The sequence below is a fragment of the Klebsiella quasipneumoniae subsp. quasipneumoniae genome (assembly GCF_020525925.1).
Lineage (GTDB): Bacteria > Pseudomonadota > Gammaproteobacteria > Enterobacterales > Enterobacteriaceae > Klebsiella > Klebsiella quasipneumoniae.
Genome location: NZ_CP084876.1, coordinates 1,096,385 through 1,117,063, shown reverse-complemented (window position 1 = coordinate 1,117,063; position 20,679 = coordinate 1,096,385). Strand labels below are relative to the sequence as shown.

At 60.8% G+C, this 20,679-nt stretch carries 20 protein-coding genes; 4 read left to right on the top strand and 16 right to left on the bottom strand.

Annotation, left to right across the window (positions count from 1 at the left end; all coding sequences use genetic code 11):
• Window positions 1-644: 644 nt before the first annotated feature.
• Complete coding sequence (locus LGM20_RS05570) at window positions 645-1,592, bottom strand: hydroxyacid dehydrogenase (RefSeq protein ID WP_044524486.1); 948 nt, start codon at window positions 1,590-1,592, stop codon at window positions 645-647.
• Window positions 1,589-2,284, bottom strand: a complete 696-nt coding sequence (locus LGM20_RS05565) for an RraA family protein (RefSeq protein ID WP_032453868.1) — start codon at window positions 2,282-2,284, stop codon at window positions 1,589-1,591. Before LGM20_RS05565 ends, LGM20_RS05570 begins: the two co-directional genes overlap by 4 nt.
• A gap of 166 nt (window positions 2,285-2,450) precedes the next feature.
• Here LGM20_RS05565 and LGM20_RS05560 point away from each other — a divergent pair, with 166 nt between their 5' ends.
• Window positions 2,451-3,167 carry an IclR family transcriptional regulator gene (locus LGM20_RS05560; protein WP_023290781.1) on the top strand — a complete coding sequence of 239 codons (717 nt, stop codon included), beginning with the start codon at window positions 2,451-2,453 and terminating at the stop codon, window positions 3,165-3,167.
• A 39-nt stretch (window positions 3,168-3,206) separates the two neighbouring features.
• On the opposite strand, the gene LGM20_RS05555 is transcribed toward LGM20_RS05560, so the two are convergent.
• The 8 genes from LGM20_RS05555 to LGM20_RS05520 form a co-directional block, all read right to left on the bottom strand.
• On the bottom strand, window positions 3,207-4,541 hold the full coding sequence (locus LGM20_RS05555; protein WP_044524489.1) for an MFS transporter: 1,335 nt from the start codon (window positions 4,539-4,541) through the stop codon (window positions 3,207-3,209).
• A 58-nt stretch (window positions 4,542-4,599) separates the two neighbouring features.
• On the bottom strand, window positions 4,600-5,868 hold the full coding sequence (locus LGM20_RS05550; RefSeq protein WP_044524491.1) for an MFS transporter: 1,269 nt from the start codon (window positions 5,866-5,868) through the stop codon (window positions 4,600-4,602).
• Complete coding sequence (locus tag LGM20_RS05545; protein WP_032453872.1) at window positions 5,858-6,913, bottom strand: amidohydrolase family protein; 1,056 nt, start codon at window positions 6,911-6,913, stop codon at window positions 5,858-5,860. Before LGM20_RS05545 ends, LGM20_RS05550 begins: the two co-directional genes overlap by 11 nt.
• 352 nt (window positions 6,914-7,265) lie before the next feature.
• On the bottom strand, window positions 7,266-8,279 hold the full coding sequence (locus tag LGM20_RS05540; protein ID WP_044524492.1) for a HoxN/HupN/NixA family nickel/cobalt transporter: 1,014 nt from the start codon (window positions 8,277-8,279) through the stop codon (window positions 7,266-7,268).
• The gene (gene hypF / locus LGM20_RS05535) at window positions 8,276-10,510 is read right to left on the bottom strand and encodes a carbamoyltransferase HypF (RefSeq protein WP_044524495.1); all 2,235 of its coding nucleotides are present in this window, start codon (window positions 10,508-10,510) and stop codon (window positions 8,276-8,278) included. The genes LGM20_RS05540 and hypF overlap by 4 nt, the downstream gene beginning before the upstream one ends.
• An 8-nt stretch (window positions 10,511-10,518) precedes the next feature.
• Window positions 10,519-11,046, bottom strand: coding sequence for an electron transport protein HydN (gene hydN, locus LGM20_RS05530; protein ID WP_004205658.1), 528 nt, complete (start codon window positions 11,044-11,046; stop codon window positions 10,519-10,521).
• 135 nt (window positions 11,047-11,181) lie between these two features.
• Entirely contained in the window at window positions 11,182-12,195 is a 1,014-nt protein-coding gene (locus tag LGM20_RS05525; RefSeq protein ID WP_044524497.1) for a LacI family DNA-binding transcriptional regulator, read from the bottom strand.
• A gap of 53 nt (window positions 12,196-12,248) precedes the next feature.
• Window positions 12,249-12,395, bottom strand: a complete 147-nt coding sequence (locus LGM20_RS05520) for a hypothetical protein (RefSeq protein ID WP_156835060.1) — start codon at window positions 12,393-12,395, stop codon at window positions 12,249-12,251.
• 65 nt (window positions 12,396-12,460) lie between these two features.
• On the opposite strand from LGM20_RS05520, the gene ascF reads away from it, so the two are divergent.
• From ascF to LGM20_RS05505, 3 genes are all read left to right on the top strand, one after another.
• A complete protein-coding gene (gene ascF / locus LGM20_RS05515; RefSeq protein WP_044524499.1) occupies window positions 12,461-13,903 on the top strand; it encodes a PTS cellobiose/arbutin/salicin transporter subunit IIBC in 1,443 nt (480 codons plus the stop codon).
• A 26-nt stretch (window positions 13,904-13,929) separates the two neighbouring features.
• Window positions 13,930-15,354, top strand: coding sequence for a 6-phospho-beta-glucosidase (locus LGM20_RS05510; RefSeq protein WP_044524501.1), 1,425 nt, complete (start codon window positions 13,930-13,932; stop codon window positions 15,352-15,354).
• Between the two features lie 180 nt (window positions 15,355-15,534).
• The gene (locus LGM20_RS05505; protein ID WP_044524503.1) at window positions 15,535-15,828 is read left to right on the top strand and encodes a SymE family type I addiction module toxin; all 294 of its coding nucleotides are present in this window, start codon (window positions 15,535-15,537) and stop codon (window positions 15,826-15,828) included.
• 11 nt (window positions 15,829-15,839) lie between these two features.
• Here the strand turns inward: LGM20_RS05505 and hycI are convergent, their stop codons facing one another.
• Genes hycI through LGM20_RS05475 form a run of 6 tightly spaced genes read right to left on the bottom strand, consistent with a single transcriptional unit; the run spans window position 15,840 to window position 20,678 of the window.
• Entirely contained in the window at window positions 15,840-16,310 is a 471-nt protein-coding gene (gene hycI, locus LGM20_RS05500) for a hydrogenase maturation peptidase HycI (protein WP_017899636.1), read from the bottom strand.
• Window positions 16,303-16,713: a formate hydrogenlyase maturation HycH family protein gene (locus LGM20_RS05495; protein ID WP_023290792.1), complete on the bottom strand. Its 411-nt coding sequence runs from the start codon at window positions 16,711-16,713 to the stop codon at window positions 16,303-16,305. The genes hycI and LGM20_RS05495 overlap by 8 nt, the downstream gene beginning before the upstream one ends.
• On the bottom strand, window positions 16,710-17,477 hold the full coding sequence (locus LGM20_RS05490; RefSeq protein WP_002914891.1) for an NADH-quinone oxidoreductase subunit B family protein: 768 nt from the start codon (window positions 17,475-17,477) through the stop codon (window positions 16,710-16,712). Before LGM20_RS05490 ends, LGM20_RS05495 begins: the two co-directional genes overlap by 4 nt.
• On the bottom strand, window positions 17,477-18,019 hold the full coding sequence (locus LGM20_RS05485) for a formate hydrogenlyase complex iron-sulfur subunit (protein WP_023290793.1): 543 nt from the start codon (window positions 18,017-18,019) through the stop codon (window positions 17,477-17,479). The genes LGM20_RS05490 and LGM20_RS05485 overlap by 1 nt, the downstream gene beginning before the upstream one ends.
• A gap of 9 nt (window positions 18,020-18,028) precedes the next feature.
• Entirely contained in the window at window positions 18,029-19,738 is a 1,710-nt protein-coding gene (gene hycE / locus LGM20_RS05480) for a formate hydrogenlyase subunit HycE (RefSeq protein WP_004205649.1), read from the bottom strand.
• A 16-nt stretch (window positions 19,739-19,754) separates the two neighbouring features.
• Entirely contained in the window at window positions 19,755-20,678 is a 924-nt protein-coding gene (locus tag LGM20_RS05475; RefSeq protein ID WP_023290794.1) for a respiratory chain complex I subunit 1 family protein, read from the bottom strand.
• Between the last annotated feature and the right edge of the window lies 1 nt (window position 20,679).

The window sequence follows — 20,679 nt, the reverse complement described above, 5'->3', positions numbered from 1 at the left end:
CGCATCCCTGTTGCGCCGCCAGTTTGCCGGGTGGCGCTACGCTTACCCGGCCTACGGATGTAGCCCGTAAGCTCAGATACGGTAGGCCCGCGCAAGCGCAGCGCCGCCGGGCAAGCATTGATTACCTCCCAGGTAACCCTGTTGCGCCGTTAGTTTGCCGGGTGGCGCTACGCTTACCCGGCCTACGGATGTAGCCCGTAAGCTCAGATACGGTAGGCCCGCGCAAGCGCAGCGCCGCCGGGCACGCGTTCATTACCTCCCACGCAATACTGTTGCACAGTTAGTTTGCCGGGTGGCGCTACGCTTACCCGGCCTACGGATGTAGCCCGTAAGCTCAGATACGGTAGGCCCGCGCAAGCGCAGCGCCGCCGGGTACGCGTTCATTACCTCCCACGCAGCCCTGTTACGCCGCCATTTTGCCGGCTGGCGCTACGCTTACCCGGCCTACGGATGTAGCCCGTAAGCTCAGATACGGTAGGCCCGCGCAAGCGCAGCGCCGCCGGGCAAGCATTGCTCACCTCCCAGGCGACCCTGTTGCACGGTTAGTTTGCCGGGTGGCGGCTGCGCCTTACCCGGCCTGCGGATGCCGCCCGTAAGCTCATCAGGGCAAAATAATTAACCGGAAGCGCAGGTTCGATTAACACTTAATACGTTGTTTCTGTCTGAGCCGACTCCTGCAGCGCCTGCAGAATATTGGCCGCGGCAGCGGTCCCCATTTTCACGTAAGAGGCATCGCTTACGCCGCCCACATGCGGAGACAGAATCACATTATCGATCGCCTGCCAGATGTGGGGCGTGGTTAATGGTTCACTGTTAAAGCTGTCGAGCGCCGCCCAGCGCAAGGTCCCCGCTTTTAATGCCGCGGCCAGCGCCGCATCGTCAATCAACCCGCCGCGCGCGGTATTGACCAGGATGGCGCCCGGCTTACACTGCGCCAGCGTGGCGGCATTGATCATTCCCCTGTTTTGTTGCGTCAAGGGGCAATGAAGGGACAGCACATCGGCCTGCCTGAGCAGATCGTTAAGTTCAGCAACACGTTCACATCCCGGCGGGACCGCTTTCGCATAGGGATCGTAAGCCAGGACCTTCATACCAAAGGCACAGGCAATCTTCGCCACCCGGCTGCCAATGGCGCCCAGGCCGATGAGTCCCAGCGTTCTGCCCTCAAGCTCAAGCGATTTATGCGTGGATTTATCCCAGTGCCCTTCACGCAGGCGGCGGTCGAGCGGAATGACCGACTTAGCACAGGCCAAAATTAATGCCCAGGTATGTTCGGACACCGCGGCGGCATTCGCCCCGATCGCTGCGCGAACCAGAATGCCGCGCGCGGCAGCCGCCTCGGCGTCAATAACATCAATGCCGCTGCCATGTTTGGCAATCACCTTCAATGCCGGGGCGGCATCCATAACGGCGGCAGTAATGTGGCCATAGCGCACCAGGATCGCGACGGGATTGTGCTGCTGGCACAGAGCGATCAGCTGGGCCTCTGTAGGCTGGCGGCCGGCAAAGACAAGTTCGTAATCTTCCAGCATCCCCAGTGCCGCGTCAGCCAAATCGCTGCCGGTAATCAGTACCACGTTTTTAGCACTCATGGCAGCGTCTCCCCTTCGCTCAGCATCCCCGCCTGACGCAGGGCGCCCTCCAGCCAGTGCGGACGTAGATCGCCATCGCGGATAGCAACCAGACGTTTTGCTTCCATCTCCAGTTTGCCTTTCGCCAGTTCGATGATGGTGCGGACTTCCTCGCGTGGGATAACGACCACGCCGTCAATATCCCCGACCACTAAGTCCCCCGCCTGCACCGCGGCGCCGCCGACCGAAATGGCATGATTGACCCGGCCAGGAATGAACTTGGTCGGGCCGCACGGGTTCAGGCCGGCAGCGAACACCGGGAAGCGTTGTTTGCTTAAGGTCTCCGCATCGCGAACGGCGCCATCGATAACGATCCCGGCGATACCGCTGGCCTGCGCCTGCGTGGCCATGATCTCCCCCAGCAGCGCGCAGGAGAGATCGCCTTTCCCGTCGATCACTAATACATCGCCAGGTTTAGCGACGGCCATCGCGGCGTGAATAGCCAGGTTATCCCCCGGGCGAACCTCGACGGTAATCGCCGGCCCGGCGACCGCCATATGCGGCGCCAGCGGCTTGATGCGGCCATGTAATGTGCCACGGCGTCCGGCCACGTCAGCCAGAATGGCGGCCTGAAATTCGGCGGCCTGACGGACTTCTTCCGCGGTAACACGCGCAATAGCAAAATTGATGAGTTTCTGTTGCGAAGCAGGCATGGTGACTCTCCATTTGTTTTACTAGATACAACTCATGTGTACTATATAAAACAACTATACGTGCATTGCTTCGCTTTTCGCCAGTGTTGCGAAGTTGTTTGTGATGTAAACACGAAGTTACTCACAAAATTCAGGTACAATTTTGTTCGGCAAAAAGGAGAACATGATGGGGAATGAAGGCGTAATTGCCGTTGAAAAGGCGCTGGCTTTACTTGATTGCTTCCGTCCCGGTAATGACAGTCTGACGTTAACGGAGCTGGCCCAGCTTTCGGGATATCACAAAACAACCGTTTATCGCCTGATGAATTCGCTTGAGCGAATGAACTACATCATCCGGCACGACGATGGCACCTATACGCTCGGCCACCGTCTGCTCTATCTTGGCAAGCTCTATGAGCAATCATTTGAACTTGCCAGAGTGGTACAGCCGGAATTGCAGGCGCTGTCACAGGCCTCCAGCGAAAGCGCAAGCTGGTATGTGATTGAGGGCGGACAACGCCTGTGTCTGTTCCGCGCCGAAGCCTCCCAGGGATTGCGCCACAGCAACCTGCCTGGCAGCCAGTTCCCGCTGGATGGTTCCGCTATCAGTAAGGTTTTACGCCGCTGGGGATTGGGTGAATCGTTGCCGGAAGACGAACCGACGCTGCCGTTCTATACCTCCGGCGCGCGCGACCCGCACACCGCGGCCTTCGCCATGCCAGTGTTTGGCGTCCACGATAAACTGATCGCGGCGCTGGCCCTGACCGGGCCGGCATCGCGTCTGACGGAAGATCGTAAAGCGAGCGGCATCAGCCAGCTCATGCAGGAGACGGCCAACCGCCTGTCGCTCAAGCTAGGCGCCAGTAAGACATTCTGCGAAACGTTTTACGGTGTGAAAGAGTAAGCTTTGCTGAGAAGGCGGGAAAAATCCCGCCTTTGCTTATTAATGGGTCATCTGTTTTTCCTGCCTGGCCGTCTGCGAGTAACGGCGCCCCATGGCCAGCACCGCAATGCCGCCTGCCAGACACAAGCCTGCCAGCGGGAGCATCGCCAGCGTATGGCTTCCTGTCCGTTCGCTAATCATGCCGTAGGCATTCACCATCACCGCGCCGCCAATCAGGTTGGCGATCGCCCCGATGGCCGCCAGCCCGGCGGCGGCTGAGGTGCTGCTCATCCAGCCCGACGCCAGCGCCCAGAAGGGCCCCTTCATCGCATAAGCGCCAATCAGAATGGTGCTGAGGATCGCAATGGTGGCCGGCAGCGACAGATTGATAAACGCCGCAAACACGCCGCCCGCGATCATAAAGAGGGTGAGCGCCGTGTGCCAGCGGCGTTCATTACTTCGATCCGAACTGCGCCCCCAGACAATCATCAGCACCGAGGCCAGACCATAGGGGATGGCATTAAGCAGCCCGGTGGTCAGGTTATCCAGATGGAACGACTTCAGCAGCTGGGGAGACCAGACGCTAAGGGTCGTGCCGGCAGAAGAGGCGCCGGCGTAAATCAGCGCCATGAGCCAGATTTGACGATGCTTCAACAGTTGCCAGGTGGAGGTGTGGCCGATCTGTTTCTGCTGTTGGCGCTCCGCCTGAAGCGTGTTTTCCAGCCATGCTTTCTGACGATCGTTTAACCAGCCAGCCTGGTGTGGACGGTCCCGCAAGATGAAAAACGCGGCTATCCCCAGCAGGACCGCCGGCAGCCCTTCAATAATGAATAACAGATGCCAGCCGCGCAGGCCTAACCACCCATCCATCATCAGTATCAACCCGGAAAGCGGGGAACCGATAAAGTTAGCCAGCGGAATGGCCACCATAAACGAGGCGATGATCCGCGCCCGGTAGCGCGACGGGATCCACCAGGTAAGATAGAGCACCACGCCCGGGAAAAAGCCCGCTTCGGCAGCTCCCAGCAAAAAGCGTACGATGTAAAGGGAGGTGGTATTTTGCACCAGCGCCATACACATCGATACCACTCCCCAGCTGATCATAATGCGCGGGATCCACAATCGTGCCCCCACCTTCTGCATCGCCAGGTTGCTGGGTACTTCAAAGATAAAGTAGGCCACAAAATACAAGCTGCTGGCGAAGCCGAAAGCCGCCTTACTCAGGCCCAGATCCTGATTCATCTGCAGAGCCGCCATGCCTATGTTGCCGCGGTCAATAATCGATACCAGGTAGCTCACCACCAGGAAAGGCAGGATGCGCCAGATAACCCGTCGCATGGTTTCTTTTTCCAGCGCGTCGTTATCGCTCGCGCGGGGCGGTAATTGATCGGTCATGGTTTCCTCGCAGGGTTTCATTATGTTTATCAGGAAAACGATGTAGAGATGAAATAAGTTACTTTAGCTTGATGCCTCTGGTTTCCGGCGCTCGCCACACCACCAGCATCGCCGCAAGGAAAGCAACCACGGTCGTCGCCAGTCCCGCGGTGAAACCGCCAGCGTTGGCGACAGCGCCAATCAGTAACGGCGCAATAAATCCGCCCAGACGGCCTCCGTTATAGGCGAGCCCCATCAGGAAGCCCCGGGATGAGGTGTCTCCGATGATTTCCGCCAGGAAGGGTCCCGAGCCCGCAAAAATACCGTTAACCCCGAAACCGGCCATGAAAATCGCCACCATCAGAATGAAGGGTTGCGTGGTCACAAGGTACAGCGCGACGGCAATGGCGCCGGTTAACAGATAAATCAGGAACATCGGACGGCGTCCCCACTTATCCGCCAGCACCGAAAACACCAGAAAACCCGCGATGGCTCCAGCCTGCAGCGCAAGTACAAACTTCAGGCTGTGCAAAAAATCCAGATGTTTGACTTCCCGCAGATAGGTGGGTGTCCAGGTAAATACGCCCCAGAACAGATACTGAATAAAAAAGATAAAGACAAAGGCCAACAGCAGACCTCGCAGATTCTGTTTACCCAGCTTTACGGCAGGTTGACGACTCGTCGCCTTCGCCTGTTGACGAGCAAGCCAAACCTGCGATTCCGGTGTGAACCAGGCGACCACACTCATAATGAATACCGGCAGCGCGCCGATCATAAACAGATAGCGCCATGCACCCTGCTCCAGGCCGCCGTTAACCGAGCTGACGATTGCCGTCAGGCTGATAGCCAGAATCGCGCCAACAGGTAAGCCCATTTGCATCAGCGCGCCGCCGCGCGCGCGCCGTTCAGGTCGCCAGGTTTCAGCAATCAGCGCCGCGCCCGAGGTCCACATTCCGCCCATACCCAGCGCGCCGCAAAAACGTAAAAGCGCGAAATGTTGTTGATCGTGCGTAAAGGCTAACAGGCCGGAAAAGAGTGAATAGATGGTGATACAGATCAGCGCCGTTTTCACACGCCCAATTTTGTCGGCGATAAAACCAAACAGGATCCCGCCAATAATCTGCCCCCCGGCCGTGACGCTGATAAACAGCCCAAGCTCGGCTTTATTAATACCGAACACCACGCCCAGCACTGGCAACAGCAATGAAAGCAGAAAGGAGTCGTAGCTTTCAAATGTCCAGCCAAGGCCGCCCAGCGCCAGCGTCCGCCTCTCAGCGACGCGTTGTGGCAATGCGTCAGGCGTCGCTTTAGTCGCAGTAAATTGATTTAGCTCGCTTTTACTGGTCATTGATATTCTCCACAGAGGTTAACCGATAACAGGTTGCGGCGGTACGCCAGAACAACTGCGCCTGTTCGTCAGGGGACGCCTGTTGCGCCAGGCGTTTGCAGGCATTCCAGAAAACGCCGTAGCTGAACATGCCTTTATCGACGGGAAAGTTGCTGGCGAACATGCAGCGTTCGGCACCGAAAAGAGAAACGATGGTCTCAAACCACGGCATCCATGCCTGTGCCAGCATTTGCGAATCCGGCGGCGTCTCTGCCGCTGCGAAGTGAAATCCCCTGACCGTCATCCCAAAGCCGCTAATTTTTACGCATACGTTCGGCAGTTCCGCCAGACGTCGCATACCGTTTCGCCACTGCTGAAACATGTCCGGATCCCGTTCTGAACAGGGTCCAACGCCGACCGGCCCGCCGCAGTGATCGATCACAATCTGTAACGTTGGTATTTCCCGCGCCAGATCGGCAATCTCCTCCAGCTGCGTGTGGTAAACCCATACATCGAGCGACAATGCATGCCTCGCGAGACAGGCAGCGCCCCGGCGGAACGGAGCGCTCTGCGCCAGGCCTGCCGGTGGCGTAACCGGGCTGGAGGTTACCCGCGGATCGGGATGCCAGGCCAACGGATTGCGCATCCCACGCAGCCGCCCGCCGGATAACGCTATCGCGCGCTCAATGGCAGGCTGCATCGCGTCCCCCGCCAGTAAACTGAGCCCGCCGATGATGGCTTCGCATCCGAGCGCGTTTGCATAATGACCGCTGGCGAACATCGCGGCGATACCGCTGGCAAACTCGATTTCACCAAGCGGTTTAAGCGTCTCCGGCCCGTCGCGACGCAACATAGAGCGGCATTGCACATAGACCGATGAGACAACGCGATGCCCTGAGGTCTGGATATCGTCGCTGAACTCATGGGTGAGATAGCGGCCGGTTTGCCGATCCCAAAGATGATGATGCGCATCAATGATGGGCAGCTCGGGTTGTAATGGCGCTTCACGATGTAACGCAAGCCACTCGTTTCTGACCGCAAGGTGCGGCGCGGTAACGATCTCCATGAACACCTCGTTTTGTTTTACCCTGTACAACAGTGTTTTATTTTACAAAACTACTATAACGAGGCTGCCGTGTTTTTATCCAGTTAACGATTGGTTTAAATGATGTAAATAAGAGGTGAATCACAGATGTATAAGGTCGTTAAAAGCGGAGGAAGGGAGGGGCTAACAGAAATTAATATGTTTTCAAGAAGTTAAAAATCAGCCTGAACGACACCGATACAATGCCTCACCACGAGCAGCAGGCGCCTGCGTAAAACAGTGCGGGCAGCATACGCCACGCAGGCCCACGTAGCGCCGCCGGACAGTTGTTGTCGCCCGGCTTAGCGCAGCGCAAGCCGGGAAAATGCTGAACCTAACGCGCCAGATTATCGTAGCCGCGCCAGCGATAGTTGAGCACCGACAGCGCCCAACAGGCGACAAACAGCCCGACCACCACAAACCCGGCGTCGCCGAGGTTGTCGTTTAACACCCCGACCCAGCGCCATACTCCGCCGCTGAGCGCAAACTTATCCCTCAGCAGACCCAGCGCTTCCAGGCCGCCGATAAACAGCGCCACCACCACCGAAGTGCCGGTGATGGTCATGTTGTAGTAAAGCTTGCGCTGCGGCTTGCTGAACGCCCAGCCGTAGGCGCCGACCATCAGCACGTTATCGAGGGTGTCCACCAGCGCCATGCCGCTGGCGAACAGCGCCGGGAAGACCATAATCGACCAGACGGAAATCCCGCTCGACGCGCCGGCGGCGGAGATGCCCAGCACGCCGATTTCGGTGGCGGTATCAAACCCGAGGCCGAACAGGAAACCGACCAGGTACATCTGCCAGCTGCGGCTGACCAGACGAAAGGTTTTGCCAAACAGCCAGCTCATCACCCCGCCGCCGCTGACGATCTCATCGCTCACCGGCTCACCGCGCTTCCACGCCCGAAAGCTGCGCCAGACGCTGCGCAATATCACCAGGTTGATAAAGGCCATCGCCAGCAGAAACAGCGCCGACACCGCGGTGCCGATGACGCTGCCGGTGTCGTGCAGCCAGCTCATCTGCGCGCTGAAGGCCGTGGCGGTCGCGGCAATCGCCGCCGAGGCCAGCACCACAATCGACGAGTGGCCCAGCGAGAACCAGGCCCCGACGGCGAAAGGCCGCCGCCCCTGCTGCATCATCTTGCGGGTGACGTTATCAATCGCCGCGATATGGTCGGCATCCACCGCGTGGCGCAGGCCGTAGCCCCAGGCCAGCAGGCTGGCGGCCATCAGCGCGCCGCTGTCGCCAAAGGCCTGCAGCGCCCAGCTCCAGGCCAGTAGGTTCGCCGCGATCAACCCCAGCACCAGTCCCGCAGCGCGCGGCTGCTGGCGTAAAACTGTCATTATCATTGTTGTGTTCCTTGAGCCTGTCCGCGGGCGGCGGCGATCACCGCCTGACCATAGGCGATTGCGCCGTCGCCGGCCGGCAACTGCTGCGCAAACAGCAGAGTAAAATCCGCCAGATAAAAGGTCAATCGCGCCGCCAGCAGGCGGTTATGCAGCACTCCGCCGCTGCAGACCATCGTGTCGATGCCGCGGGCGATGGCGCAGTCGCGGGCCATCGCCGCCAGTCCGCTGGCCAGGGCGTCATGGAATGCCCAGGCTTTTTGCGCCGGGGTCGCCTGCCAGCGCAGCCACTGTCGCCAGAAGGTGGCTAAGTCCAGCGCATTGCCGCGCCACGGCAGCGTGACCGGATGGCAGACGCCGGAGCAGCTGGCGGCCAGCGCCTCCAGCCGACAGGCCGCCTCGCCCTCATAGCTCAGGCTCTCCGGGGCGCAGTCCAGCGCGCAGGCGACGGCATCAAACAGCCGTCCGCAGGACGAGGCGCGCGGCGCGTTAATGCCGCGATCGATGGCCTGCGCCAGCAGCGGCCAGTTGCGCTGGCGCAGCGTACCGGTCTGCGGGTAATCCTGCCAGTCGGGGATAAAGGCCAGGCACTGAGCCAGCAGATTACGCCACGGCTGACGCGCCGCCAGGTCGCCTCCCGGCAGCGCGACGGCCGGCAGCCCGCCGAGATGTTCGCACTGGCGATAGTTAACTTGCAGGCACTCCCCGCCCCATAGCGCGCCGTTCTCCCCCATGCCGATTCCGTCGAGGATCAGGGCGATGACGTCTCCGCCGTCGAGCGGCCAGCGGTGCTCCGCCAGGCACGCCGCAGCGTGAGCATGGTGATGTAGCACTGTCTCTACCGGCAGCGGCAGAGTCGCCGCCCACTGCGTCGAGCGATAGCCGGGATGGGCGTCAACCACTACCCGCTGCGGCATAAAGGCGTAGATGTTCTGCATCAGCTGTAGCGCGCTGCGCCACTGCTGCTCGACGCCCTCCTCGCCAAGATCGCCAAAGTGCTGGCTGAGAACCGCTTCGCCCCCGCGCGCCAGGCAGAAGGTGTTTTTCATGTCCGCGCCCAGCGCCAGCAGCGGCGGAACCTTCTCCAGACCCGGCGGCAGCGGCAGCGCATCCGGGACATAGCCCCGGGCGCGGCGCAGCATTTCTCCGCTCGAGCGCACCAGCGAATCATCCATCCGCTGCACGATGTCGCGGTTATGGAGCAAAAAGCCGTCGGCGATGTCGACTAAGTCGTTGAGCGCCTGAGTATTACTTAACGCCGGCGGGCGGCCGCTAAGGTTGCCGGAGGTCATCACGATAGGGCGCGCCAGCGCCTGCAGAAGCAAATGCTGCAGCGGATTAGACGGCAGCATCACCCCAACTTCCGCAAGCCCTGGCGCAATCTCGTCGCACAGGCCGGAGACCTGCGCTTTGCTAATCAGTACGATGGGCGCCGCCGGGGAGCCCATCAGCGCCGCGGCGTCGGCAGGTAACCCCGCCGCAGAGGGCAGCATCACCGCCAGCGGTTTCGCCGGACGGTGTTTCCTCGCCCGCAGTGTGGCAACGGCAGCGGGGTTGCCGGCGTCGCAGGCCAGATGAAAGCCGCCGACGCCTTTTATCGCCACGATGTCGCCCGCCGCCAGCCGGGCGATAGCCGACTGCAGCGCCGCCTCGCCGTCCAGCGTTTCCCCTTGCGCCCGCCATTCCAGTCGCGGCCCGCAGTCGGGGCAGGCCACCGGCTGGGCGTGAAACCGGCGATCGGCAGGATCGCGGTATTCCGCCTCGCAGGGCGGACAGAGCGGAAACGGCGCCATCGCGGTAAATGGCCGGTCGTAAGGCATCGCGCGAATAATGGTTAACCGCGGCCCGCAGTGGGTGCAGTTGATAAAGGGGTAGCGGTAGCGGCGCGCCCGGGGATCATTCATCTCCGCGAGGCACGCCGGGCAGGTCGCGGCATCGGGCACGATCTGGGTGCGCATCCGTCCCGCCCCGCTCTCGCGGATGGTGAAATCCTGCGGCGGAGCCGCCCAGCGATAAGGGGCGCAGACGAGGCTGTCGATCCGCGCCAGCGGCGGGCAGTGGGCAGCGAGGGCGGCAGTAAAACCAACATCGTCCCCGGCCAGCCGCACCAGCACGCCGTCGCCGTCGTTACAGACATCGCCGCAGCGCGCCTGCCCCTGAGCCAGCTGCCAGACAAAGGGGCGGAACCCCACCCCCTGCACTTTACCGCGAATGCGGATTTGCACCCCGTTCATGCCTGAGCTTACCAGGCCAGCGCCGTGCGGCGACGTTTTTCCTGGTTCATCTGCTCCAGCTTGTTGCGGTCTACGCAGACCAGGGCGTGCGTCGGGCAGACCTCCATGCAGGCCGGGCCGCTGTCGCGGTGGAAGCAGAGATCGCACTTGTTGGCTTCGGCTTTTTCCGCCACGACGTTCAGTCCGGCGCCGCTATGGCGGATCACCGGCCGCACCACTACCTCCATCGCCCCGTACGGGCAGGCGACGACGCAGGTTTTGCAGCCGATGCAGCGCTCCTGCATCACATGAACAAAGCCTTTATCGCGGCTGATGGCGCCGTTCGGGCAGACGTTGGCGCACGGGGCGTCCTCACACTGACGGCAGGCGGTGGCCGTGGAGACATTGACCCCTTTGATGACGTGAATACGCGGCTGAAAGGTGTGCGGCGTCAGGGAGGCGCAGTCCTGATGTTCCTGATGGGAGACCACGCAGGCTACTTCGCAAGTGCGACAGCCGATGCATTTGCTCGCATCGGCAATAATGAAACGGTTCATCCATTTCTCCAGCAGTAAGAGGGTTAGGCGCCGGAGTATGCATAATACGTTCCAGTTTTTATCTTATTGATAATAAGTAAAATTTAATGGTTAGCGCGCTGTCATCGTCAGTAGTGACGATGACAGCTGACGACGTCAGGCGCAGGGACCTGACACCAGCGACTCACGCTCGATCAGCGCCCCGGGGAAACTCTGCTGAACATTGAATTCCCCGCCATCGAGCATAAATATCAGGCGATTAATGCTCTCTTTAATCATCTCCGTCACCGGCACCCGGACGCTGGCGAGCGACGGCACCATGTACGGCGCCAGCACAATATCGTCAAACCCCACCACCGAGACCTGCTCCGGCACCTTAACGCCCAGCTGGTGAAGCTGCTTCATCGCCCCGATGGCCATATCGTCATTGCTCGCCACCAGCGCGCTGTAGGTCACCCCGCGCTGACGCAGGCTCTCCACCGCCGCCGCGCCGGTTTCCGGCGTCCAGCGCCCTTCGGCGATGAGCGCCTCGTTGAGGGGAATGCCGTGGCCAGCCAGCGCGTCTTTATAGCCGGCAAGGCGCTCGACGCCGGTGGGCGAGTCAAGGGAGCCGGTAATAAAGGCGATATCTCGGTGACCCAGGGCAATCAGCCGCTCCACCACCCGCATCGCCGACGCTTTTTGATCGGACCAGACACAGTGGCTGGCGTGGCGGCGCAGCCGGCGGTTCAGCACCATGATCGGCTGCGAGTGGTTCTCAACGATCTCGTCCATCTCGTCGACGGTGAGAAAGCGCGGGTAGATGATGATCGCATCGCAGCGCAGATCCAGCAGATACTGGATCGCTTCCCGCTCCTCTTGCGCGCTGTGCTTGCCATCGGCGAGGATCAGCTGCCGCCCTTTATCCTCCGTCATCCGCGCCACGTGGTACAGCAGCTCGCTGAAATAGACGCCGTGGTAGAGGGTGTTGGTCACCACCAGGCCAAGGGTTTGCGTGGTTTTGGTCGCCAGGTTGCGCGCCAGCAGATTCGGTCGGTAGCCGCTCTCCGCCACCGCCTTAAACACCCGGTCTTTGGTCTCCTGGCTGACATAGCCGTTGCCCGACAGCACCCGCGACACGGTCGCCTTCGATACCCCCGCGCGCTTTGCGACCTCCAGCATCGTTGCCATGTGATTCTTCCTGTTGCAAAAGTTGCAGGCAGTGTACTGCACGTTTCTGGCTTTTACAGCACCCCCTGCTCACCACCGCGATCCTGCTCGCCGCGACGCTTCGCGATCAAAATCACAAAAATGAGATCATCTTTTTTTATTTCTTGTGCAATCAAATGAAACTCACCATGATTTTGTGGAACCGGTTTCCTATAAAGCATGGTATCGCCCGACGATGCGGCGCGGTAACAGATCAGTACCCTATTGATAAACAGGATAAAATCCGATGTCGAAAAATTATGCAGCCCTGGCGCAACAGATAGTCGCGGCATTAGGCGGAGTCGATAACGTCGTCGCCGTGACCCACTGCATGACGCGTCTGCGCTTCGTGGTCAAAGACAACGAACAGGTCGATAGCCCTACCCTGAAAGGCCTGACCGGGGTGCTCGGCGTCGTGCGCAGCGATAATCAGTGCCAGGTGATCATCGGCAACACGGTCTCTCAGGCCTATCGCGAGGTAGTGAATCTGCTGCCTGGCGACCTGCGCCCGGTCGAGCCGCAGGGCAAAGCGCCGGTCACCCTGAAACGCATCGGCGCCGGGATCCTCGACGCGCTGATCGGCACCATGTCGCCGCTGATCCCGGCGATTATCGGCGGATCGATGGTCAAGCTGCTGGCGATGATCCTTGAGATGAGCGGCGCGTTGCCGAAAGGCTCGCCGACGCTGACCCTCCTGACGCTTATCGGCGACGGCGCGTTTTTCTTCCTGCCGCTGATGGTGGCCGCCTCCGCGGCGGTGAAATTCAAAACCAATATGTCGCTGGCCATCGCTATCGCCGGGGTGCTGGTGCATCCCGGGTTTATCGAATTAATGGCCAAAGCCGCCCAGGGCGAACACGTCGAATTTGCCCTTATTCCGGTGACCGCGGTGAAATACACCTACACGGTGATCCCGGCGCTGGTGATGACCTGGTGTCTGTCGTATATCGAACGCTGGGTGGATCGCATTACCCCGGCGGTGACGAAAAACTTCCTTAAGCCGATGCTGATCGTGCTGATCGCCGCCCCGCTGGCGATCCTGCTGATTGGCCCGCTCGGCATCTGGATCGGCAGCGCCATTTCCGCACTGGTCTATACGATCCACAGCTATCTCGGCTGGCTGTCGGTGGCGATTATGGGCGGGCTGTGGCCGCTGCTGGTGATGACCGGCATGCACCGGGTCTTTACGCCGACCATCATTCAGACCATCGCCGAAACCGGCAAAGAGGGCATGGTAATGCCGTCGGAGATCGGCGCCAACCTGTCGCTCGGCGGCTCGTCGCTGGCGGTGGCGTGGAAAACGAAAAACCCGGAATTGCGCCAGACGGCGCTGGCCGCCGCGGCATCGGCGATTCTGGCCGGTATTTCCGAACCGGCGCTGTACGGCGTGGCGGTGCGCCTGAAACGCCCGCTGATCGCCAGCTTAATCAGCGGCTTTATCTGCGGCGCGGTGGCGGGCATCGCCGGACTGGCCAGCCACTCGATGGCGGCGCCGGGGCTGTTCACCAGCGTGCAGTTTTTCGATCCAGCCAATCCAATGACCATCGTCTGGGTGTTTGGCGTGATGGCGCTGTCGGTAGTGCTGTCGTTTGCCCTGACGCTGATCCTCGGCTTTGAAGATATTCCCGTTGAACAGGCCGCCGCCGACGCCCGAGCGCGCCAGGCCCAGGCCCAGGCAACCCACGCCTGAACACACCATTAATAACGAGGTAACGCATGGCGAGTTTCCCACAGGGATTTTTATGGGGCGGCGCACTGGCCGCCAACCAGTCAGAAGGCGCATGGCGCGAAGGGGGGAAAGGGATGGCCACCGTGGATACCCTCCCCCACGGCGCCCACCGTCTGCCGGTAAAATTAGGCCTGGAGAAGCGCTTCACGCTTCGCGAAGACGAATTCTACCCCAGCCACGAGGCGATCGATTTCTACCACCGCTACAAGGAAGATATCGCCCTGATGGCGGAGATGGGGTTCAGCGTCTTTCGCACCTCAATCGCCTGGAGCCGCCTGTTCCCGCGCGGCGACGAGCAGCAGCCGAATCCGCAGGGCATCGCCTTCTATCGTTCGCTGTTCGAGGAGTGCAAAAAGCACGGTATCGAGCCGCTGGTGACGCTGTGCCATTTTGACGTGCCGATGCATCTGGTGATGGAGTACGGCTCCTGGCGCAACCGCAAAATGGTCGATTTCTTCAGCCACTACGCCCGCACCTGCTTTGAAGCTTTTGACGGTCTGGTGAAATACTGGCTCACCTTCAATGAAATCAACATCATGCTGCACAGCCCCTACTCCGGCGCCGGGCTGGTGTTTGAAGAGGGAGAAAATCAGGAGCAGGTGAAGTACCAGGCGGCGCATCACGAGCTGGTGGCCAGCGCGCTGGCGACAAAAATCGCCCACGAGATAAACCCGCAGAATCAGGTCGGCTGCATGCTGGCGGGCGGTAATTTCTACCCTTACTCCTGCAAGCCGGAAGATGTATGGATGGCGCTGGAGAAGGACCGCGAAAACCTGTTCTTTATTGACGTCCAGGCGCGCGGCGCCTACCCGGTATGGGCCGCGCGGGTATTCCGGGAAAAGGGGGTCACCATTGCGAAGCTGCCGGGCGATGATGAGATCCTCAAAAACACCGTCGATTTCGTCTCCTTTAGCTACTACGCCTCGCGCTGCGCCTCGGCGGAGATGAACGCCAGCAACACCAATGCCGCCAACATCGTCAAGTCGCTGAAGAACCCGCACATTCCGGCCAGCGAATGGGGCTGGGGCATCGACCCGCTGGGCCTGCGCATCACCATGAACATGATGTACGACCGCTATCAGAAACCGCTGTTCCTGGTGGAAAACGGGCTCGGCGCCCGGGACGAGATTGACGCCAGGGGGGAGATCAATGACGACTATCGCATCAGCTACCTGCGCGAGCACATCAAGGCGATGCGCGATGCCATCGGCGACGGTATTCCGGTGCTGGGCTACACCAGCTGGGGCTGCATCGATCTGGTCTCGGCGTCAACCGGCGAGATGAGCAAGCGCTACGGCTTTGTCTATGTCGATCGCGACGACGCCGGCAACGGCACGCTGGCGCGCAGGCGTAAAAAGTCGTTCTTCTGGTACCAGAAGGTGATAGCCAGCAACGGCGCCGACCTCGACTAAGCGCGTCTCCCGCGCTCGCCCGTCTCTCCGCGCTAACCGGGGGACGGGCGCTGCTTTCTGTTGCATCTATTACATGTTTTTTTCTCGAGACTGATTCCAGTTTCTGGTTTGCCTCCCGTTCACAACAACTGGTATTTTATCCAGTATGTTTTCAGGGGTATCTTCAGCAAGGAGCACATCATGAACGCACAGCACACCACCGCAGCCGGAGGGATCGCCAGGGCCATTCGCCAGTTAACCGTGGGATATGTCAGAAAACGCCATGAGAACCGCAAAACGCGGGAGACGCGGCGCTACACCCGCCATGCGGCGCTGAGCCTGAACGGCGACTGGCTGGAGCAGGCGGGATTCCCGGTCGGCACGCAGGTCAGAGTCTCGGTGTCGCCCGGTAAATTAGTGATAGAGAATCTTGAGCTGGCGCCGCCGGTAACGGGGCTCCCGGCCGGTCAGTCGCCCGCCGTCGGGGAGCCCTGAGCACCGCAGGGTTAATCGTCTGCGGCTTCCAGCCGGGCAAAGCCGCCGTGGCCCTGCCAGCCTGCCAGCTGCTGGTACACTCGGGCAACGGCCTCTTTCACCGGCTGGGTCATCGGATAATAAAAACCGACAATATCCGGCTGAATGCCGAGGAAGATCACTTCGCCGACGTCCTCTTTCAGCTGATCGACCAGATAGTTGAGCGGCATGTTATGGGTGGTCATCATAAACATCTCGGCGATGTCGTCGGGGTCGATGACGCGAATGTCGCCGGGGTTTAGGCCCATATCGGTGGCATCGACGATCAGCAGGCGTTCGGGGCGTAATTCGCGGATCGCCACGATGTCGTTTTCCGGCGCGCTGCCGCCGTCGATGACCACCCACTGGCCGGCCGGGTTCGCCGCACACATCTCCGCCAGCAGCGGGCCGGCGCCGTCGTCGCCCATCATACTGTTGCCGACACAGAGTAAAACGTCAGTCACGTAATCTCCTCACCATCAGGTAGATGGCGCTTTCCTGGTGAATATCATGCAGCATGCTGAGCATTGTTTTGCTCCACGCCTGCTGCTGCGGGGTCTGCGCGGACTGCGCTTTATCAAAGGCGTTGGCCAGCATTGCCACATGGCTGCTGTCGATGACGATTTCGCCATACTTCGGCACCCCCTCCATTTTGCGCCGCGCGACGCTGCCGGCCTCAAGGGTGGCGATCCATGCCAGATACGCGTCCCACGGGCAGCTCAGCGCCGCCTCGAGACAGTCGATAACGCCGAGGTGGTGGCCAATCGCCAGGCTGTAATAGACCACCTGCTGCGCCTGATCCGGCGTGGCGTCGTTCTCATCAATAAATTTACGGCTCAGCTGACTGAACACCACCGTCTCGCTCATCGGATACGCGCCCCCTCGACCACCTGGTTGAGATGGGTGACGATCTCGGTCAGACGCGGATCTTTCTCCGCCTCCAGCCAGCGCAGCACCTGGCTATCGCCCTGGCCGAGCAGACGCATATAGTCGTCGGCAATCTGCCGACCATAGCGATAGCCCGCCAGACGGCGCGCTTCGCGATCGATGCGCACCCGCAGGGGTTGCACCATATCGGCGTGCAGCAGCTCGGTCGGCTGTTCGTCAAGCTCGCCCGGCAGGCGGGCGTGAATTTTCTGCTCCAGCAGGCCGAGGGCCATGGCGAAGCCGTACAGGGTGGCGGCGGGCGTCGGCGGGCAGCCCGGGATATAGACATCGACCGGTACGATTTTATCGGTACCGCCCCAGACGCAGTACAGGTCGTGGAAGATGCCGCCGCTGTTGCCGCAGGCGCCGTAGGAGATGCAAATCTTTGGATCCGGCGCCGACTGCCAGGCGCGCAGCGCCGGGGAGCGCATCGCGCGGGTCACCGCCCCGGTAAACAGCAGGATATCGGCATGGCGCGGCGAAGGCACCACCTTAATCCCGAAGCGTTCAGCGTCGAACAGCGGTGAAAGGGTAGCGAAAATTTCGATTTCACAGCCGTTACAGCCGCCGCAGTCGACGCGATAAACGTAGGCGGAACGTTTGATTTTCTTCAGCAGCGAGGCCTTCATGCTGGCGATGGATTCATCCACCGTCATCGGCACCGGAATGCCGTTTTCATCGCGTGGGCCAAGTAAAGTGCTCATCAGCTGGCCTCCCTCATGTGGCGGGTCAGTTCAATACGATCGGACGGCACCAGGCATTTCTGGCGCTTGCATTCCGGGCAGGTTTCGAAGCTTTCGCGGTGCAGCTCGGCGCGGGTGTCGCCGTTATGCTTGAGCAGCGCGATGGCGTAGTCGATCTCCTTCTGCACCGCGAACGGCCGCTGGCACTCCCGACAGTGGCAGATAGCGAAGCGCGACTGCTGGAGGAAATCCTCTTTCTTCCACACCGCCAGCTCATACTCCGGCGACAGCTTAATCGCCGCCGTCGGGCAGACCTCTTCACAGCGGCCGCAGAAGATGCAGCGCCCGAGGTTGAACTGCCACGCCAGCTGGTTTGTGGCCAGATCGGTCTCTACCGTCAGGGCGTTCGACGGGCAGGCGTTCACGCAGGCCGCGCAGCCGATACACTGCTGCGGGTTATGCTCCGGCTTGCCGCGGAAGTTTTTATCTACCGGCATCGGCTCCAGCGGATAGGCGTGCGTCGCGGTGCCGGTCTTAATCACTTTTTTAATAAAGGTAAACATGGCGATTCCTTATTTCAGCGGCGAGTTTTTACGCTCGATGCTATAGCGCTCCAGCTCTTTGTACGGCACCACTTTGCTCTTCTTCTTGCGGACATCGACCACGGTCATGCGGTCGGTACAGGAGTAGCACGGGTCAAGGCTGCCGATGATCAGCGGCGCATCGGAAACGGTATTGCCGCGCAGCATATAGCGCAGAGTCGGCCAGTTGGCGTAGGTCGCCGCCCGGCAGCGCCAGCGGTACAGCTTCTGGTTGTCGCCGGTCATGCTCCAGTGAATATCATCCCCGCGCGGCGCTTCTGAGAAGCCCAGCGCGAAGCGGTGCGGAATATAGGTGAAGCCCTCCACCATCAGCGGACCGCCCGGCAGGTTATCGAGACCGTAATCAATCATGTTCAGCGCGGTATAAACCTCGTTGATCCGCACCTTGAGGCGGGAGATGACGTCGCAGCCCTGTTCGCTGTGGACTTCCATCGGCAGCAGGCCGTAGCCGACAAACGGGTGATCGGCGCGGGTGTCGCGGGCGTGGCCGCTGGCGCGCACCATCGGGCCAACGTTGCTGAAGTCGCGGGCGATTTCCGGGTCCAGACGGCCAATGCCGACAGTACGCTGCTCCATGTTCGGGGTGCTGAGCAGCATATCCACCAGCTCCTGCACGTCGCGACGCATCTGCTGCGCCAGCTGGCGGGTCTGGATCATGTCCTCTTTCAGCAGGTCGCGGCGGATCCCGCCGATCAGGTTCAGACCGTAGGTTTTCCGCGCCCCGGTAAGAATTTCCGCCATCTTCATCGAGGTTTCGCGCACGCGGAAGAACTGCATAAAGCCGGAGTCGAAGCCGGTGAAGTGGCAGGCCAGACCGAGGTTCAGGAGGTGCGAGTGCAGGCGTTCCACCTCCAGCAGAATGGCGCGGATCATCTGCGCCCGCTCCGGCACCACGATGCCCATCGCATTCTCCACCGAGGTGGTATAAGCGGTGCTGTGGGCGAAGCCGCAGATGCCGCACACCCGGTCCGACAGGAAGGTGACTTCGTTATAACCCATGCGGGTTTCCGCCAGCTTCTCCATCCCGCGATGGACATAGAACAGACGGTAGTCGGCATCGATAATGTTCTCGCCGTCAACGAACAGGCGGAAGTGGCCGGGCTCATCGGAAGTGACGTGCAGCGGGCCGATCGGCACCACGTTGTTTTTCTTGCTGCCCAGCTCGTTGATGAACTCGTAGGTTTCGGCGTCGGTGGTCGGCGCCGGACGCTGGCGATAGTCCATGCTGTCTTTACGCAACGGATAGAGTTCGTCCGGCCAGTCGTCCGGCAGCACCAGACGGCGTTCGTCCGGCAGGCCAACCGGCACGAGGCCGTACATATCGCGCACTTCGCGCTCGCCCCACACCGCCGCCGGCACGCGCGGCGTCACCGATGGGTATTCCGGTTTGTTGGCATCCACTTCCACACGCACGGTGATCCAGCATTTGGTGCCCTGCTCCATCGACAGCACATAATAGACCGCGTAGTGGCCGTTCAGCTTACGTTCATCGTTGCCGAACAGCACCGACAGCCAGCCGCCCTGCTGGTAGTAGAGAAACTCCACGACTTCCGGCAGGTAATTGACCTTCACGGTGATGGTTAACTGATCTTTGGTCTGCCAGGCTTCGTCCAGCACCACGCCCGGAAAGGCCTGGTGCAGCGCCGCAAGATAGTGTTGACCGATTTTTTCTTCAGACATGCTCAAACTCTCTTAATCACGCCACCAGCAAGGAGACGAAAGCTAAAAAGGCGAAACCAAACCCGGCCCAGGTGACGCGGGAGGTGGCACAGAAGCGCAGACGCGCCATGCTGTTTTCAAACAGCGCGATGATCAACACCCCAACCACCAGCTTGACGACGGCCACCACCAGCGCCAGCAGCAGGCCGCCGACGCTGAAGCTGGTCATCTGGCCCCACGGGAAAAAGACCCCGACAAACATCTGCAGCACCACCAGCTGTTTGAGGCTGATGCCCCACTTCAGGATGCCAAAGCCGCTGCCGCTGTACTCGGAAAGCGGCCCCTCCTGCAGCTCCTGCTCCGCTTCCGCCAGATCGAACGGCAGTTTGCCCATCTCGATAAAGGTGGCGAAGGCGCAGGCGCACAGCGCCAGAATCAGTGGAATGCTGCGCGCTGCCGGCCAGTGATAAAGGGTGTCGGTGATACTGCTGATATGGGTGGAGCCCGCCACCTGCGCGGCGACCCACAGGCCCAGCAGCAGGATCGGCTCCACCAGCACGCCGAGCATCGCTTCGCGGCTGCTACCCAGCGCGGTAAACGGGCTGCCGGTGTCCAGACCGGAAATCGCGAAGAAGAAACGGGCGATGGCGAACAGGTAGATCAGGGTGATGAGATCCCCAAGCACCGGCAGCGGAGAGTCCACCGTCACCACCGGCAAGGCGGTGGCGATGGTCAGCATCACGCCCACCATGACGTACGGCGTCAGGCGGAACACCCAGCCCGAGGCGTCGGGACCGACGCTCTGGCGGCCCAGCAATTTCAGGATATCCCGATACTCCTGCAGCACGCCCGGTCCGCGGCGGTTATGCAGCCGCGCGCGGGCGACGCGGACGATCCCGGATAACAGCGGCGCGACGGCAAACAGCGCCAGCGCCTGTAGCAATGCAATTAACAGACTCATT

Coding starts and splice junctions, on each gene's coding strand:
- LGM20_RS05570 (WP_044524486.1), bottom strand. CDS start 1,592: ATGAGTGCTAAAAACGTGGTACTGATTACCGGCAGCGATTTGGCTGAC.
- LGM20_RS05565 (WP_032453868.1), bottom strand. CDS start 2,284: ATGCCTGCTTCGCAACAGAAACTCATCAATTTTGCTATTGCGCGTGTT.
- LGM20_RS05560 (WP_023290781.1), top strand. CDS start 2,451: ATGGGGAATGAAGGCGTAATTGCCGTTGAAAAGGCGCTGGCTTTACTT.
- LGM20_RS05555 (WP_044524489.1), bottom strand. CDS start 4,541: ATGACCGATCAATTACCGCCCCGCGCGAGCGATAACGACGCGCTGGAA.
- LGM20_RS05550 (WP_044524491.1), bottom strand. CDS start 5,868: ATGACCAGTAAAAGCGAGCTAAATCAATTTACTGCGACTAAAGCGACG.
- LGM20_RS05545 (WP_032453872.1), bottom strand. CDS start 6,913: ATGGAGATCGTTACCGCGCCGCACCTTGCGGTCAGAAACGAGTGGCTT.
- LGM20_RS05540 (WP_044524492.1), bottom strand. CDS start 8,279: ATGATAATGACAGTTTTACGCCAGCAGCCGCGCGCTGCGGGACTGGTG.
- hypF (WP_044524495.1), bottom strand. CDS start 10,510: ATGAACGGGGTGCAAATCCGCATTCGCGGTAAAGTGCAGGGGGTGGGG.
- hydN (WP_004205658.1), bottom strand. CDS start 11,046: ATGAACCGTTTCATTATTGCCGATGCGAGCAAATGCATCGGCTGTCGC.
- LGM20_RS05525 (WP_044524497.1), bottom strand. CDS start 12,195: ATGGCAACGATGCTGGAGGTCGCAAAGCGCGCGGGGGTATCGAAGGCG.
- LGM20_RS05520 (WP_156835060.1), bottom strand. CDS start 12,395: ATGCTTTATAGGAAACCGGTTCCACAAAATCATGGTGAGTTTCATTTG.
- ascF (WP_044524499.1), top strand. CDS start 12,461: ATGTCGAAAAATTATGCAGCCCTGGCGCAACAGATAGTCGCGGCATTA.
- LGM20_RS05510 (WP_044524501.1), top strand. CDS start 13,930: ATGGCGAGTTTCCCACAGGGATTTTTATGGGGCGGCGCACTGGCCGCC.
- LGM20_RS05505 (WP_044524503.1), top strand. CDS start 15,535: ATGAACGCACAGCACACCACCGCAGCCGGAGGGATCGCCAGGGCCATT.
- LGM20_RS05495 (WP_023290792.1), bottom strand. CDS start 16,713: ATGAGCGAGACGGTGGTGTTCAGTCAGCTGAGCCGTAAATTTATTGAT.
- LGM20_RS05490 (WP_002914891.1), bottom strand. CDS start 17,477: ATGAGCACTTTACTTGGCCCACGCGATGAAAACGGCATTCCGGTGCCG.
- LGM20_RS05485 (WP_023290793.1), bottom strand. CDS start 18,019: ATGTTTACCTTTATTAAAAAAGTGATTAAGACCGGCACCGCGACGCAC.
- hycE (WP_004205649.1), bottom strand. CDS start 19,738: ATGTCTGAAGAAAAAATCGGTCAACACTATCTTGCGGCGCTGCACCAG.
- LGM20_RS05475 (WP_023290794.1), bottom strand. CDS start 20,678: ATGAGTCTGTTAATTGCATTGCTACAGGCGCTGGCGCTGTTTGCCGTC.